This is a genomic window from Geobacillus sp. C56-T3 (genome assembly GCF_000092445.1).
GTDB lineage: Bacteria > Bacillota > Bacilli > Bacillales > Anoxybacillaceae > Geobacillus > Geobacillus thermoleovorans.
The window spans coordinates 2,404,022-2,419,709 of the sequence record NC_014206.1 but is presented as its reverse complement, the minus strand read 5'-3'; the positions used below and the strand labels follow the sequence as shown (position 1 = coordinate 2,419,709).

Annotated in this window: 16 protein-coding genes; 15 read left to right on the top strand and 1 reads right to left on the bottom strand. The window is 54.6% G+C overall.

What is annotated here, in order from left to right; translation table 11 throughout:
- Nucleotides 1–9 precede the first annotated feature (9 nt).
- The 7 genes from rbfA (at nt 10) to GC56T3_RS11885 (ending at nt 7,354) form a co-directional block, all read left to right on the top strand.
- Complete coding sequence (gene rbfA, locus GC56T3_RS11915) at nt 10–393, top strand: 30S ribosome-binding factor RbfA (protein ID WP_013145728.1); 384 nt, start codon at nt 10–12, stop codon at nt 391–393.
- A gap of 54 nt (nt 394–447) precedes the next feature.
- Entirely contained in the window at nt 448–1,356 is a 909-nt protein-coding gene (gene truB, locus GC56T3_RS11910; protein ID WP_013145727.1) for a tRNA pseudouridine(55) synthase TruB, read from the top strand.
- Between the two features lie 43 nt (nt 1,357–1,399).
- Nucleotides 1,400–2,380, top strand: coding sequence for a bifunctional riboflavin kinase/FAD synthetase (gene ribF, locus GC56T3_RS11905; protein WP_041468464.1), 981 nt, complete (start codon nt 1,400–1,402; stop codon nt 2,378–2,380).
- An 87-nt stretch (nt 2,381–2,467) separates the two neighbouring features.
- Nucleotides 2,468–2,737 (top strand): 30S ribosomal protein S15, encoded by a 270-nt coding sequence (gene rpsO, locus GC56T3_RS11900; protein WP_011230768.1) that lies wholly within the window; start codon nt 2,468–2,470, stop codon nt 2,735–2,737.
- A 140-nt stretch (nt 2,738–2,877) separates the two neighbouring features.
- Nucleotides 2,878–5,049, top strand: a complete 2,172-nt coding sequence (pnp, locus tag GC56T3_RS11895; protein WP_013145725.1) for a polyribonucleotide nucleotidyltransferase — start codon at nt 2,878–2,880, stop codon at nt 5,047–5,049.
- An 87-nt stretch (nt 5,050–5,136) separates the two neighbouring features.
- Nucleotides 5,137–6,120, top strand: coding sequence for a polysaccharide deacetylase family protein (locus GC56T3_RS11890; protein WP_013145724.1), 984 nt, complete (start codon nt 5,137–5,139; stop codon nt 6,118–6,120).
- The gene (locus tag GC56T3_RS11885) at nt 6,107–7,354 is read left to right on the top strand and encodes a pitrilysin family protein (RefSeq protein ID WP_013145723.1); all 1,248 of its coding nucleotides are present in this window, start codon (nt 6,107–6,109) and stop codon (nt 7,352–7,354) included. The genes GC56T3_RS11890 and GC56T3_RS11885 overlap by 14 nt, the downstream gene beginning before the upstream one ends.
- Nucleotides 7,355–7,416: 62 nt before the next feature.
- Here GC56T3_RS11885 and GC56T3_RS11880 read toward each other — a convergent pair whose 3' ends face one another.
- Nucleotides 7,417–7,659, bottom strand: a complete 243-nt coding sequence (locus tag GC56T3_RS11880) for a YlmC/YmxH family sporulation protein (RefSeq protein WP_011230772.1) — start codon at nt 7,657–7,659, stop codon at nt 7,417–7,419.
- A gap of 192 nt (nt 7,660–7,851) precedes the next feature.
- Between GC56T3_RS11880 and dpaA the strand changes: the two genes are divergently transcribed.
- From dpaA to GC56T3_RS11840, 8 genes are all read left to right on the top strand, one after another.
- Complete coding sequence (dpaA, locus tag GC56T3_RS11875) at nt 7,852–8,757, top strand: dipicolinic acid synthetase subunit A (protein WP_013145722.1); 906 nt, start codon at nt 7,852–7,854, stop codon at nt 8,755–8,757.
- Nucleotides 8,754–9,359: a dipicolinate synthase subunit B gene (locus tag GC56T3_RS11870; RefSeq protein WP_013145721.1), complete on the top strand. Its 606-nt coding sequence runs from the start codon at nt 8,754–8,756 to the stop codon at nt 9,357–9,359. The genes dpaA and GC56T3_RS11870 overlap by 4 nt, the downstream gene beginning before the upstream one ends.
- 111 nt (nt 9,360–9,470) lie before the next feature.
- Entirely contained in the window at nt 9,471–10,514 is a 1,044-nt protein-coding gene (gene asd / locus GC56T3_RS11865; protein ID WP_013145720.1) for an aspartate-semialdehyde dehydrogenase, read from the top strand.
- A 20-nt stretch (nt 10,515–10,534) separates the two neighbouring features.
- Nucleotides 10,535–11,788, top strand: coding sequence for an aspartate kinase (gene dapG, locus GC56T3_RS11860; RefSeq protein ID WP_013145719.1), 1,254 nt, complete (start codon nt 10,535–10,537; stop codon nt 11,786–11,788).
- Nucleotides 11,789–11,793: 5 nt separating this feature from the next.
- Nucleotides 11,794–12,666 (top strand): 4-hydroxy-tetrahydrodipicolinate synthase, encoded by an 873-nt coding sequence (gene dapA, locus GC56T3_RS11855; protein WP_013145718.1) that lies wholly within the window; start codon nt 11,794–11,796, stop codon nt 12,664–12,666.
- 167 nt (nt 12,667–12,833) lie between these two features.
- On the top strand, nt 12,834–14,504 hold the full coding sequence (locus GC56T3_RS11850; RefSeq protein WP_011230778.1) for a ribonuclease J: 1,671 nt from the start codon (nt 12,834–12,836) through the stop codon (nt 14,502–14,504).
- A gap of 117 nt (nt 14,505–14,621) precedes the next feature.
- Nucleotides 14,622–15,362, top strand: coding sequence for a ClpP family protease (locus tag GC56T3_RS11845; protein WP_013145717.1), 741 nt, complete (start codon nt 14,622–14,624; stop codon nt 15,360–15,362).
- Nucleotides 15,359–15,583 carry a YlzJ-like family protein gene (locus GC56T3_RS11840; protein WP_013145716.1) on the top strand — a complete coding sequence of 75 codons (225 nt, stop codon included), beginning with the start codon at nt 15,359–15,361 and terminating at the stop codon, nt 15,581–15,583. The genes GC56T3_RS11845 and GC56T3_RS11840 overlap by 4 nt, the downstream gene beginning before the upstream one ends.
- Nucleotides 15,584–15,688: the final 105 nt, after the last annotated feature.

Genomic DNA, 15,688 nt, shown 5'->3' with positions numbered 1-15,688 from the left:
TGATGGGTGATGAATATACGGGCAACTCGCGTTGGCGAGCAAATGAAAAAAGAGTTGAGCGACATCATCAGCCGCAGGCTGAAAGACCCGCGCATCGGCTTTGTCACGGTGACCGATGTGCGGGTCACCGGTGATTTGCAGCAGGCGAAAGTGTACATCAGCGTCCTCGGCGATGACAAGCAGCGGGAAAATACATTGAAGGCGCTCGAGAAAGCGAAAGGGTTTATCCGTTCGGAAATCGGGCAGCGCATCCGCCTTCGCAAGACGCCGGAAATTTTCTTTGAAATCGATGAAACGATTGAATACGGCAGCCGCATCGAACAGCTGATCCGGCAAATTTCAAGCGATGACCACCCGGCGAAAGAGGCGGATGGGGAGCCAAACAATGGATAGACGAACCGTCTATCCATTTCCATTCATGATCATGGAAACGGAAAGGGTGCGTCGATGGACGGGGTATTGCTGCTGAATAAACCGAAAGGGATGACGTCTCACGACTGCGTGGCCAAAGTGCGCCGTCTGCTTGGCGTAAAAAAAGCGGGACACACCGGCACGCTTGACCCAAACGTGTCCGGTGTGCTGCCCATTTGCCTTGGCAAGGCGACGCGCATCGCCGAGTTTTTGACCGGGACGACGAAAGCGTATGAAGGAAAAGTGACGCTTGGCGCCGCGACGACAACCGAAGATGCGGACGGCGACATCATCGCCGCCCGTCCGGTTGACCGGCCGATTGCGCGCGCGGAAATCGAAGCGGTGTTTGACAGCTTGACCGGAGAAATTGAGCAAACGCCGCCGATGTACTCCGCGGTGAAAGTGGGCGGCAAAAAACTGTATGAATACGCGCGCGCCGGCATCGAAGTCGAACGTCCGACGCGGCGCGTGACCATTTATGAGCTCGAACTGCTTGATGAACGTGAACAATTCTTTGGGGAAACGGTGTCATTTCGCTTTCGCGTCACGTGCAGCAAAGGCACGTACGTGCGTACGCTGGCGGTGATGATCGGCGAGCGGCTCGGCTATCCGGCGCATATGTCCGACCTCATCCGTACGGCGTCCGGGCCGTTTCGGCTTGAAGATTGCGTAACGTTTGAAGACGTTGAGCGCCGGGCGGCCGACGGGACGGCTGATGCCTTGCTCATCCCGATCGAGCGGGCGCTTTTTCATTTGCCGAAATATGAAATCAATGATAAAGTAGCAGAGAAGGTAAAAAACGGGGCGCTGCTCCGGCTTCCCGCTTTTTTAGAGAAGCTTGACGGGCCGGTCGTGCTTGTTTCGCCCGAGCGGGAAGCGCTGGCCCTGTACGTGAAGCATCCGGCGCGCCCCGGCTTGATGAAACCGCTCAAAGTGTTTCGTTAACGCCGCGGGTGCAGCGCGGAAATAAAGAAGGTAGGTCATGGACATGGAAACGCTGTTTCTTTCGCATCCGCATCGTCTCGAACGCCAGGCGCTCCCTCCGACGGTGATGGCGCTGGGCTATTTCGACGGCATCCACCTCGGCCATCAAAAAGTGATCCGCACCGCGGTCGAGATCGCCAACGAGCGTGGGTACGAAAGCGCGGTGATGACGTTTCATCCTCATCCGTCCGTTGTGCTTGGCAAACAGTCCGAGCTGCGCTCGATCACGCCGCTTGGCAAAAAGGAGCAGCTGATTGCATCACTTGGCGTCAACCGGCTGTACATCGTTGAATTTACGCCGACGTTTGCTGCGCTGTCGCCAGAAGCGTTCGTTGACCAATATTTGGACGGGTTGCACGTGAAACATGTCGTCGCCGGCTTCGATTTCACTTATGGGCGGTTCGGAAAAGGAACGATGGAGACGATGCCGATTCATGCGCGCGGCCGCTTTGGACAGACGGTCATTCCGAAGCTCGCGGTCGACGGGGAAAAAGTGAGCTCGTCCCGGGTGCGGAAACTGCTCGAAGACGGGGCGGTCGAACAGCTTCCCCGCCTGCTCGGCCGCTTTTATGAGCTTGAAGGAACGGTCGTTGCCGGGGAACGGCGCGGGCGGATGATCGGCTTTCCAACGGCGAACATCGCTTTAAACAGCGATTATGTCTTGCCGGCAGTCGGCGTCTATGCAGTCAAGGCGGTGATCGGCGGGCAAGTATATGAAGGGGTGGCGAACGTCGGCTACAAACCGACGTTCCATAAAACGCGCGAAGGATTGCCGAATATTGAGGTGCACTTATTCGAGTTTTCCGGCGATATTTATGGACAAACGATGACCATTGAGTGGCACCGCCGTCTGCGGAGCGAGCAGAAGTTCGCCAGTGTCGACGAACTGACGGCGCAAATCGCCCGCGACAAGAAAGAGGCGGAGCAGTATTTCCGCTGTTTCAGCGAAAAGACTTGCATTTTGCCGGAAAAAGAGGTATTCTAATCAATGTATGCGAACCATTGCTTGGCTAGGCGAGTCACCGACGCCCGCTCGGCAATCGGGGATCTAGGACTAGGGAGGTGAACAAGGATGGCATTGACGCAGGAGCGCAAACGCGAAATCATCGAGCAATTTAAAATCCATGAGAACGACACCGGTTCTCCGGAAGTGCAAGTTGCGATCCTGACGGAGCAAATCAACAACTTGAACGAGCATTTGCGCATTCATAAAAAAGACCATCATTCACGGCGCGGCTTGCTGAAAATGGTCGGGAAGCGCCGCAACTTATTGGCCTACTTGCGCAAGAAAGATGTGGCGCGCTACCGTGAATTGATTGAGAAACTTGGATTACGTCGATAAAAAAGCGGGAGCATTCCCGCTTTTTTGCTAGTTTATAGGCGTGATTGACACGGCGATGATAACAATGGTGCCAATTCGTCTATACTAATCATCAGCGGATCTATAATTTCATCTGTACATAGAGAGGAGTACTCGTCTGTATGGAACAAGAGAAACGCGTGTTTTCCATCGATGTGGCCGGGCGGCCGCTCATCGTCGAAACCGGCGAGCTGGCGAAACAGGCGAATGGCGCGGTGCTCGTCCGCTACGGCGATACGGTCGTGTTGAGCACAGCCACCGCGTCGCGAGAGGCGAAAAACGTTGACTTTTTCCCGCTCACCGTCAACTACGAGGAACGGTTGTATGCGGTTGGAAAAATTCCTGGCGGGTTTATTAAGCGCGAAGGTCGCCCGAGCGAGAAAGCCATTTTGGTGAGCCGTCTCATCGACCGACCGATTCGCCCGCTGTTTGCCGAAGGATTCCGCAACGAAGTGCAAGTCGTATCGATGGTCATGAGCGTTGATCAAGACTGCGCGCCGGAAGTAGCGGCCTTAATCGGTTCGTCGGTGGCGCTGACGATTTCCGACATTCCGTTTGAAGGGCCGATCGCCGGTGTCATCGTCGGCCGCGTCGACGGCCAGTTTGTCATCAATCCGACGGTCGAGCAAATGGAAAAAAGCGATCTGCATCTTGTCGTCGCCGGCACAAAAGATGCGATCAACATGGTGGAAGCCGGGGCAGATGAGGTGCCGGAAGAAGTGATTCTTGAAGCGATCATGTTCGGCCATGAGGAAGTGAAGCGGCTCATCGCCTTCCAAGAGGAAATCGCCGCCCAAGTCGGCAAAGAAAAAATGGAAGTCGTCCTTTACGAGCCGGATCCAGCGCTGGAGGCGGAAATCCGCCAGCTTGCCGAAGCGGACATTAAGCGAGCGGTGCAAGTGCCGGAGAAACTGGCGCGCGATGCTGCCATTGAAGATGTGAAAGCTGGCGTCATCGCCAAATATGAGGCGGAAGAAGCGGATGAGGAGAAGCTCAAGCAAGTACAGGAAATTTTGCATAAACTCGTAAAAGAGGAAGTGCGCCGTTTGATCACGGTCGAGAAAATCCGTCCGGACGGGCGCAAAGTCGATGAAATCCGTCCGCTTTCATCGGCGGTCGGCGTCCTGCCGCGCACGCACGGCTCCGGTTTGTTTACGCGCGGGCAGACGCAAGTGTTGAGCGTTTGTACGCTTGGGGCGCTTGGCGACGTGCAAATTTTGGACGGGCTTGACCTTGAAGAATCGAAGCGGTTTATGCACCATTACAACTTCCCGCCGTTTTCCGTCGGGGAAACCGGGCCGATGCGCGGGCCGGGGCGTCGTGAAATCGGACACGGGGCGCTTGGCGAACGGGCGCTCGAGCCGGTCGTGCCGTCGGAGCGCGAATTCCCGTATACGATCCGCCTCGTTTCAGAAGTGCTTGAGTCGAACGGCTCGACATCGCAGGCCAGCATTTGCGCCAGCACGCTGGCGATGATGGATGCTGGGGTGCCGATTAAAGCACCGGTCGCCGGCATTGCCATGGGGCTTGTGAAAAACGACGACCATTACACGATTTTGACGGACATTCAAGGCATCGAAGACCATCTTGGCGATATGGACTTTAAAGTCGCCGGCACGAGAAAAGGCGTGACGGCATTGCAAATGGACATTAAAATCAAAGGATTGACGCGCGAGATTTTGGAAGAGGCGCTCATGCAAGCGCGCAAAGGGCGGCTCGAGATTTTGGATCATATGATGCAAACGCTCAGCGAACCGCGCAAAGAGCTGTCCAAATATGCACCGAAAATTTTGATCATGCACATCAACCCGGACAAAATCCGGGAGGTTATCGGACCAAGCGGCAAGCAGATCAACAAAATCATCGACGAAACCGGCGTCAAAATCGACATCGAACAAGACGGCACGATTTTCATCTCGTCTGTGGATGAAGCGGCCAACCAAAAAGCGAAGCAAATCATCGAAGACATCGTCCGCGAAGTCGAAGTCGGCCAAGTGTACTTAGGCAAAGTGAAACGGATTGAAAAATTCGGCGCCTTCGTTGAGTTGTTCAACGGCAAAGACGGGCTTGTCCATATTTCCGAGCTCGCTGAAGGGCGGGTCGGCAAAGTCGAAGACGTCGTTTCGATTGGCGATGAAATTTTAGTGAAAGTAACGGAAATCGATAAGCAAGGGCGCGTCAACCTGTCGCGCAAAGCGGTGTTGCGCGATGCCCGCAACATTGGAGGGGAACTGCCGCGGGAATCTAGGGAAAAACGAGGAAGACGGCCGGAGCGCCATCGCATGAAGCCTTAGGAATTTGTTTCTTAAGGCTCTTTTGTTATGTTCTATCCTGTCCCCCTAAGACATATGTTGTAGTAGTAAAAAAGGAGGGGGACAAGGGTGAACAACGGAATTGCCCGCTATATGGCGCTAGCGGTCATGTTTCTTGCCGCCTGGGCGGCGGTTCATTGGCCTCCGGTTGGCGATTACATCGCGAGCTGGCGCCCGATGGAAACAACCGCGATGAAAGAGCGCGACAAGCTGTACGACACGATCGTCAAACAAGCGAAGCAATATGAAATTCCCGCCCAAGATGCGGTCATCGATAAAGTATGGAAGGCGACGCCCGGCTACAACGGGCTCGCCGTTGACATTGACGCCTCCTATCAAAACATGAAGAAAACGGGGATGTTTGATGAGCGAAAACTCGTGTTCCGTCAAGTGCCCCCGCGCGTCCATTTGGACGATTTGCCGCCGGCGCCGATTTACCGCGGCCATCCTGACAAGCCGATGGTGGCGTTTGCGGTCAATGTCGCTTGGGGGGAAGAATACCTCCCCGACATGCTTGAGACGATGAAAAAATACAATGTCAAGGCGACGTTCTTCTTGGAAGGACGATGGGTAAAAAAACACCCGGAGATGGCAAAAATGATAGCAGACGCCGGCCATGAAATCGGCAACCATTCCTACAGCCATCCCGATATGAAAACGCTCGCTGTCGACAACATCCGCCGCGAGCTCGAGAAAACAAACGAAGTGATTAAGGCGGCGACATCGGTTAAATGCAAATGGTTTGCCCCGCCAAGCGGCAGCTACCGCGACGAGGTCGTCGAGGTCGCCGCGGAACTCGGCATGAAAACGATTCTATGGAGCGTCGATACAATTGATTGGCAAAAACCGTCGCCATCTGTTATAGTGAAACGGGTGACATCGAAAGTTCATCCTGGCGCCATCATTTTGATGCACCCAACGATGCCGACGGCGGCTGCACTTGACGAGCTGATCACCTCGATTAAGCAAAAAGGCTACGCCCTAGGCAGCTTGACGGCCTTATTCGATGAGAAAAGACTGGCAAACAAACAGGAGGAACATGGAGTTGATTAACAAATATACGTGCAAAAACGGTGTGCGAATCGTGCTCGAGCAAATTCCGACTGTAAGGTCGGTGGCCATCGGCATATGGATCGGGACCGGCTCGCGCAATGAAACGGAGCAAACCAATGGCATTTCCCATTTTTTAGAGCATATGTTTTTCAAGGGGACAACGACGCGCACGGCCCGGGACATTGCGGAAGCATTCGACAGCATCGGCGGGCAAGTAAACGCCTTTACATCGAAGGAGTATACGTGTTACTACGCCAAAGTGTTGGATGAACACGCGCCGCTGGCGCTTGAAATGCTCGCCGATATGTTTTTCCACTCGACATTTGTGGAGGATGAGCTGCAAAAGGAGCGCAACGTCGTGCTCGAGGAAATCAAAATGTATGAAGATACACCGGATGACATCGTCCACGATTTGCTCGGCAAAGCGTGCTATGCGGGTCATCCGCTCGGCTATCCGATTTTGGGCACGGAAGAGACGCTGCGCACGTTTACTGGCGACACGCTGCGCCAATATATGGCGGACTACTATACACCGGATCGCGTCGTCATTTCGGTCGCCGGCAACGTCGACGAACGGTTTATTGATGAGGTCGAGCGCTATTTCGGCTCGTTCGCCGCAGAGAGCAAGCCGCCTTCTTCAGGGACGCCGGCGTTTGTGCCGCAAAAGATCGCGCGCAAAAAGGACACTGAGCAGGCGCACGTATGCATCGGATTCAACGGGTTGCCGATCGGCCATCCGGACGCGTACCCGCTCCTCATCTTGAACAATATTTTAGGCGGCAGCATGAGCAGCCGGCTGTTTCAGGAAGTGCGCGAACAGCGCGGATTGGCGTATTCGGTGTTCTCATACCATTCCGCCTACCAAGACAGCGGCCTGCTCGCCATTTACGCCGGCACAGGAAGCAGCCAGCTTGATGTGCTGTTCGAAACGATCCAGCAGACCATTCGCCAGCTGAAGGAGGACGGAGTGACCGAAAAAGAGTTGCATAACAGCAAAGAGCAGATGAAAGGAAGCCTGATGCTTGGGCTCGAGAGCACGAACAGCCGGATGAGCCGCAACGGCAAAAATGAACTCCTTCTCGGCCGCCACCGCTCGCTTGATGAGATCATTGAAGAGATTGAAAGTGTCACGGTGGAAAAAGTAAACGAACTGGCGCGCACGGTTTTCACGGACGATTACGCGCTCGCCTTAATCAGCCCGGACGGCGTGCTGCCGCGCCCGCTCCGTTCATAGACCGAGCTCAAAAAAGCTAACGACCTTTCGCTAGGTTGTTAGCTTTTTCGTTTCCGCCTCTTTCACCCTTCCTCGGGGACGTCGATCATCACCATATCGGCGCCGATTTTGCGAATATATTTCCACGGCACGCGAATTTCCTGTCCGTCTTTGCGAAACCCGAACCATTTTCCCGTTGGGATGAGCAGCGCCTCGATCTGCCCCGTTTGCTCGTTGATTTCCAAATCGGTCTGCCCGAGCACCCCGAGCCGCTCGGCTCGGCTTACATCGACAATTTCTTTTCCGCTTAATTCGCTCAGCCTCATGCTGGTTTCCTCCTTTTTCGCTTCTTTACTTTATATGTAAGGAACAAAAACAGAAAAAATGACTGCCTCTTGTCAGCTTTGGGCGCATATCGCCCATTTTTTCCTGCAAGGATATTCACCTATATTTTCCTTCCAACATAAGATGAGAAAGGAAACGGAGCAGTTTGCCAGAAAAGAAGGTGAGCGTACAACATGATGCTGACAGGAATGCATATCGCCATCATCGGCGGCGATGCTAGGCAGCTTGAAGTCATCCGCAAACTCGTTGAACTCGACGCGAAGTTGTCGCTTGTCGGCTTCGACCAGCTCGCCCATCATTTCACCGGGGCGATGAAGCTGCCGATTGGCGAAGTCGATTTTGCCGATTTGGATGCGATCATTTTGCCGGTTCACGGCACGACGCTGGACGGAAACGTCAACAGCGTGTTTGCCCACGAACCGATTCCGTTTACAGAAGAGATGGTGCAAAAAACGGCGCGGCAATGCACGATTTATTCCGGCATCAGCAACGCGTATTTGGACGAATTGGTGAAAAAAACAGGGCGCAAGCACGTGCAGTTGTTTGAGCGCGACGATGTCGCCATTTACAACTCCATTCCGACCGCGGAAGGCACGGTGATGATGGTCATTCAGCATACGGATTTTACGATCCACGGCTCATGCGTTGCCGTCTTGGGGCTTGGACGCGTTGGCATGACCGTCGCCCGGACGTTCGCCGCGTTGGGGGCGAAAGTGAAAGTCGGGGCGCGCCGGTCGGAGCATCTCGCCCGCATTACAGAAATGGGGCTCGTGCCGTTTCACTTAAACGATTTGGAAAAAGAAGTGCGTGACATTGACGTCTGCATCAACACCGTGCCTCATCTCATCGTGACGGCGAGCGTCATCGCCAAAATGCCGCCCCATACGCTGATTATCGATTTGGCGTCAAAACCGGGCGGCACTGACTTCCGCTATGCCGAAAAACGCGGAGTGAAAGCCATTTTGGCGCCCGGGCTGCCGGGGATCGTCGCGCCGAAGACAGCTGGGCAAATCATCGCCAACGTCTTGGCGCAGCTGTTATATGCAGATTTACAAAAACGGGAGGAGAATCATGCATGAGCGGAAACAGCTTGAAAGGAAAACGGATCGGCTTTGGCCTCACCGGGTCGCATTGCACATATGATGCGGTGTTCCCGGAGATCGAGAAGCTTGTCAACGAAGGAGCGGAGGTGCTGCCGATCGTCACCTATACGGTGAAAACGACGAACACCCGCTTCGGGGAAGGGGAAGAATGGGTGAAAAAACTGGAGCAACTGACCGGAAACGAGGTGATCGATACGATCGTCAAAGCAGAACCTCTCGGACCGAAAATCCCGCTCGACTGCATGGTGATCGCCCCGCTCACCGGCAACTCGATGAGCAAGCTGGCCAATGCCATGACGGATTCCCCCGTGCTGATGGCAGCGAAAGCGACGATGCGCAACCACCGCCCGGTCGTGCTTGGCATCTCCACGAACGATGCGCTCGGCTTAAACGGCGTCAATCTAATGCGGCTTATGGCAGCAAAAAACATTTATTTCATCCCGTTCGGCCAAGACGCCCCGCAGGCGAAGCCGAACTCCATGGTCGCCTACATGCCGCTTTTGCGCGATACGATTCTCGCCGCGCTTGAAGGGAAGCAGCTGCAGCCGGTCATTATCGAGCGGTTCCGCTACAACTGAATCAAAAATCAATGTTCCGCATAAAAATGTTCTCTCGTCCACAGCGGAATGTGATAAAATAAAGACTATGAATTCACTTCTTAGAGTGACGATGTGGAAGGAGAATGGTTGATGGCTCAAAAACAATATCATGTCGCTGTCGTCGGAGCAACGGGGGCAGTTGGGCAGCAAATGGTGCGGACGCTTGAAGACCGGAACTTCCCGGTTGGAAAATTGACTTTGTTGTCATCGGAGCGGTCAGCCGGCAAAAAAATGCGCTTTCGCAGCGAGGAGATCGAAGTGCAGGCGGCATCGCCCGAGCGCTTTAACGGGGTCGACATCGCCTTGTTCAGCGCCGGCGGCGCCGTATCGAAAGCGCTGGCGCCGGAAGCGGTGCGGCGCGGGGCGATCGTGATCGACAATACGAGCGCGTTTCGGATGGAGGAAAACGTGCCGCTTGTCGTTCCGGAAGTGAACGAAAGCGATTTGACGTGGCATAACGGCATTATCGCCAATCCGAACTGCTCGACGATTCAAATGGTCGTGGCGTTGGAGCCGATTCGAAAAGCGTTTGGCTTAGAGCGCGTCATCGTCTCGACGTACCAGGCCGTCTCCGGGGCGGGAGCGCAGGCCATTGAAGAGCTCAACGAGCAGACGAAAGCCGTGCTCGAAGGCAAGCCGGTTGAGGCGAACATTTTGCCAGTGAAATCGGACCGGAAGCATTACCCAATTGCGTTCAACGCCATTCCGCAAATCGATAAGTTTCAAGACAATGGATTCACGTTTGAAGAGATGAAAATGATCAATGAAACAAAAAAAATCATGCATATGCCTGAGCTGAAAGTGGCGGCGACGTGCGTGCGCATTCCGGTGGCGAGCGGCCATTCGGAATCGGTGTACATCGAAATTGAACAAGACGGCGTCACCGCCTCTGACTTGCAGGCGGTGCTCCGCGAAGCGCCGGGCGTCGTGCTTCAAGATGATCCGAGCGAACAGTTGTATCCGATGCCGGCCAATTGCGTCGGTAAGTACGACGTGTTTGTCGGCCGCATCCGCCGCGATTTGGACAACCGCCGCGGCTTCCATCTATGGATTGTCGCTGACAACTTGCTAAAAGGTGCAGCCTCGAACTCGGTGCAAATCGCAGAAAGTTTGTTGAAGCTCGGGCTCATTTGAAAAAGCATCGAGGTGTTAGCATGAAACTCATTGTTCAAAAGTTCGGCGGCACGTCCGTCCGCGACGAGCGCGGGCGGAACTTGGCGCGCCGCCATATTGAACGGGCGTTGGAAGATGGCTATAAAGTCGTGGCCGTCGTATCGGCTATGGGACGTTCCGGCGATCCATATGCGACCGATACGCTGCTTAGTTTGATCGGCGGCGTTCATCACCATGTCACAAAACGAGAGCAAGATATGCTTATGGCGTGCGGAGAAATCATCTCAAGCGTTGTGTTCAGCAACTTGTTGAACGAACACGGCATCAAAGCGACGGCGTTCACCGGCGCCCAGGCAGGATTTTGCACGAACAGCGATCATACGAACGCGAAAATTCTCGAAATGCGCTGCGACCGCCTCCTTGAGGCGCTTCGGCAATACGACGTCGTCGTTGTCGCCGGCTTTCAAGGCATGGCGGAAAACGGCGACATAACAACGCTCGGCCGCGGCGGGAGCGACACGTCGGCGGCAGCGCTCGGCGCGGCGTTAAACGCGGAGTGGGTTGATATTTTCACCGATGTCGACGGCGTCATGACCGCCGACCCGCGCATCGTTGAGAGCGCCCGGCCGCTTGACGTCGTTACGTATACGGAAATTTGCAACATGGCGTACCAAGGGGCGAAAGTGATCCATCCGCGCGCGGTGGAGATCGCCATGCAGGCGAAAGTGCCGCTGCGCATTCGCTCGACGTACTCCGATGCCCCCGGGACGCTCGTCACTTCATCGGTGCGCGGCCGAAAAGGAAGCGATGTGAAAGAGCGGCTTGTCACCGGCATTACGTACGTCGCCGACGTCACACAAATCAAAGTGCTGGCGAAAGAAGGCCACTATGAGCTGCAGTCTGACGTGTTTCAAGCGATGGCCCATGAAGGGATCAGCGTGGACTTTATCAACATTTCCCCGTACGGTGTTGTGTACACCGTGAGCGGCGACATGACGGAAAAAGCGGTGGCCGCCCTGCGCCGCATCGGCTACGAACCGGCCGTGACGCCCCGATGCGCCAAAGTGTCGGTCGTCGGCGCCGGCATTGCCGGCGTACCGGGGGTGACGGCGAAAATCGTCACTGCCTTGTCGGAGCAAGGCATTCAAATTTTGCAGTCCGCCGACAGCCATACGACGATTTGGGTGTTAGTGAAGCAAGACGATATGGAAAAGGCGGTCAACGCTCTGCATGACGCCTTCTGTTTATCCGAGGCGGATGCGGGCGAAGATGAAGCGATTGGGAGCGAGGAGTGAAAACCGTGGTTCAGTGGAACATCATAACGGCGATGGTTACGCCATTTGACCGAAAAGGGAATCTCGACTTGGCAAAAACAACGGAGCTTGTCAACTATTTGCTTGACAATGGCACAGATGCGCTCGTTGTCGCCGGCACGACCGGCGAGTCGCCGACGTTGACGACCGAGGAAAAAATCGCGCTTTTTCGCCATGTCGTCTCCGTCGTCAACGGCCGAGCGCCGGTCATTGCTGGAACGGGCACGAACGATACGCGCGCGTCGATCGAGCTGACGAAAAAGGCGGAAGAGGCGGGCGTCGATGCTGTCATGCTTGTGGCGCCGTATTACAACAAGCCGAACCAAGAAGGGCTGTATCAACATTTCAAAGCGATTGCCGAAAGCACACGGCTTCCGGTGATGCTGTATAACGTTCCAGGGCGCACGTCGGTGAGTCTTGCTCCGGAGACGGTCATCCGGCTGTCCGAAGTTCCGAACATTGTCGCTGTCAAGGAAGCGGGCGGCAATTTGGACGCCATGGCGGAAATCATTGAGCGTACGCCGGACGACTTTTTGCTCTACAGCGGCGACGACAGCTTGACGCTTCCAGTGCTAGCGATCGGCGGCAATGGCGTCGTCTCGGTCGCTTCGCACATCATTGGCAATGAAATGCAGGAAATGATTCGTTCCTTTTTAGCGGGCGATCATCAGAAGGCGGCGGCGCTGCATCGAAAATGGCTGCCGCTCATGAAAGGCTTGTTTGCCGCCCCAAGCCCGGTGCCGGTGAAAACGGCGCTGCAGCTGCGCGGGCTGGACGTTGGTTCGGTGCGCCTTCCGCTTGTGCCGCTTGCCGAACAAGAGCGGAAGGAGCTAAGCCGCCTGCTCGATGCGCTGTCGTAACGAAACGATTCCCCAACGCTTTGCTTGCGCGTTGGGGACTTTTTTTGCCTTGGCTGTGAAATCCATTGGCTGGTGAATGAACCATCTTGTGTTTTTCAGCATCGATTCGTTATAATAAAAGCAAGTGACTTTGAGCGGGTTAGCATCACAATTGGGAGGACGCAGCCTTGAAATCGAAAATAAAGCCGGTAGAGAAAATACGCATTTTTGCCCTTGGGGGAGTCGGAGAAATCGGCAAAAACATGTATGTTGTCGAATTGGACGAGGACATTTTTGTCATCGACGCCGGGGTGATGTTTCCGGAAGACGAAATGCTCGGCATCGACAAAGTGATCCCGGACATCACATATTTGATTGAACGGCAGCATCGCATTCAGGCAATTTTTCTCACTCACGGGCACGAGGAGCATATGGGGGCGATCGCCTACGTGCTCAAGCAGCTGTCTGTGCCGGTATACGGAACGAAGCTGACGCTCGGGTTGGCGGAGGCGCTGTTAAAAGAACAAGGGGTGTCGGGCGCAAAGCTCAATGAAGTTCATCCGGATGCGGAGCTCGTGTTTGACAAGGCGAAAGTGACGTTTTTCCGCACGATCCACAGCATCCCCGATTCGATCGGCATCAGTCTGCATACATCGCAAGGTGCGATCGTGTACACGAGCGATTTTAAATTTGACCAAACCCCGTACGGCAACAACCGCACCGACTTAGGGAAAATGGCGCAAATCGGCGAAGAAGGGGTGCTGTGTCTTTTGTCGGACAGCACAAACGCCGAACGCCCCGGCTACAGCGGCTCCGATACGGTAGTCGCCTATGAGATCGCTGACGTGATCGGCCATGCGAAAGGACGCGTGTTTGTTGCCTGCTACGCTTCCAACATCACCCGCATCCAGCAAGTGCTGTACGCCGCCCACCAATCCGGGCGTAAAGTGGCAGTCATCGGCAAAACGCTGCATAAAGTAATGGACATCGCCGTGCGCCTTGGCTATTTGCACGTTCCAGACAAGGTGACGATTTCTGCGCACGATATCGATCGCTACAATGACCGCGAGCTCGTCATTTTGACAACCGGCGGGCATGGCGAGCCGATGAGCGCGCTTTGGCGCATGGCGCGTCAAGCGAACAAACAAGTGAACATCAAAGAAGGGGATACCGTCATCGTCGCCGCATCCGTCATGCCGGGCTATGAGCTTGGGTTCGCGAAAACGATCGACGCCTTGTATCGGGCCGGCGCCAACGTGATTTACCGCGACCGGCAAGTGCACGTATCTGGGCACGGTTGCCAAGAAGAATTAAAGTTGATGCTCAATTTAATGAAGCCAAAATACTTTATTCCGGTGCATGGGGAATATCGGATGCAAAAAGCGCACGCCCGGTTGGCGAAGGCGGTCGGCATCTCGGAGGAGCGGACGTTTTTAATCGACAAAGGCGAAGTGATCGAGTTCCGCGGCGGTGCCGCCCGCCCCGGCGGCAAAGTGCCGTACGGCAACATTTTAATTGATGGCCTCGGCATTGGCGATGTCGGCAACATTGTGTTGCGTGACCGCCGCTTATTGTCCCAGGACGGCATTTTGATCGCCGTCGTCACGCTGAATAAAGAAGCGAAAACGATCGCCGCCGGCCCGGAAATCATTTCGCGGGGGTTCGTCTACATGCGCGAGTCTGAGACACTGCTTGAGGAAGCAGAGAAAATGGTGGCGGCAATCATCGAGCGCTGCCTTGAATCGTACATGCTTGAATGGTCGTCGTTGAAAGCGAACATCCGTGAAGCGTTAAGCCAGTTTTTATTTGAAAAAACGAAGCGCAGACCAATGATTTTGCCTATTATTATGGAAGTATAATGCAATCATGCTCAAAGTCAACTGGAAAATGCCGGAAACGGTCAGCCGTTGCCGGCATTTTTCTTTTTTCTTTCGGCCATACTAAGCGTATGATCGACAAGAAAGGAGACGAAATGGATGGAGAAGGAACGTTATTTTCAAGCGGAAACCGAGGGCGAACAGCCGGAAACAAAGGCCGAGGAAGCGACTGCGGCCATCACCCAGCTTGGGCAGACGAACGTCCCGCAAATGGATCCCGATACGAACATTCATTGTTTGACGATCGTCGGACAGATTGAAGGGCATATTCAGCTGCCGCCGCAAAATAAGGCGACGAAATACGAGCACGTCATTCCACAGATTGTGGCCATCGAGCAAAACCCGAAAATTGAAGGGCTGCTCGTCATTTTAAATACGGTCGGCGGCGATGTGGAAGCAGGGCTCGCCATTGCCGAAATGCTCGCCTCGCTCTCGAAACCGACTGTTTCCGTTGTGCTTGGCGGCGGCCATTCGATCGGCGTGCCGATCGCTGTGTCGTGCAACTATTCGTTCATCACCGAGACGGCGACGATGACGATTCATCCGATCCGTTTGACGGGGCTTGTCATCGGCGTGCCGCAGACGTTTGAGTACTTGGATAAAATGCAGGAGCGCGTCGTCCGCTTCGTGACGAAACATTCGAAGATCAGCGAGGAAAAGTTTAAAGAGCTCATGTTTTCCAAAGGCAATTTGACGCGCGACATCGGCACGAACGTCGTTGGGCCTGACGCCGTCCGGTACGGGCTCATCGATGAAGTCGGGGGCGTGTCCCAAGCGATGGCGAAGCTGCGCGGGCTGATCGCGATGAGGAAAAACGGGGAAGGGAAGATGATCCAATGATTTTGTATACGATCATGCCCGAACATTTGATTTTTCCGGTCGATGCCGCTGTTTATGAGAAGCGGAAAATGGTGTATTACGATGGCATTCCGTTTCTCGTCCAATCTGTAGAAACGGGAGAATATGAAATCGTGCAAAACTTAAGCACCAATCCGTTCCATTTTTTAAACGCCAAATATGCGCCTGGGGCGCGATTTCCGGCTTCTCTGGCAACATCGTAATGAATTGTTCAGCCGTTCATGATATAATAGTAAACAAACGGAAAAAAGCAGCCATTGTTGGCTGCTTTTTTCCGGCTTGCCAATTCATTCATGCTGGAGTGAACG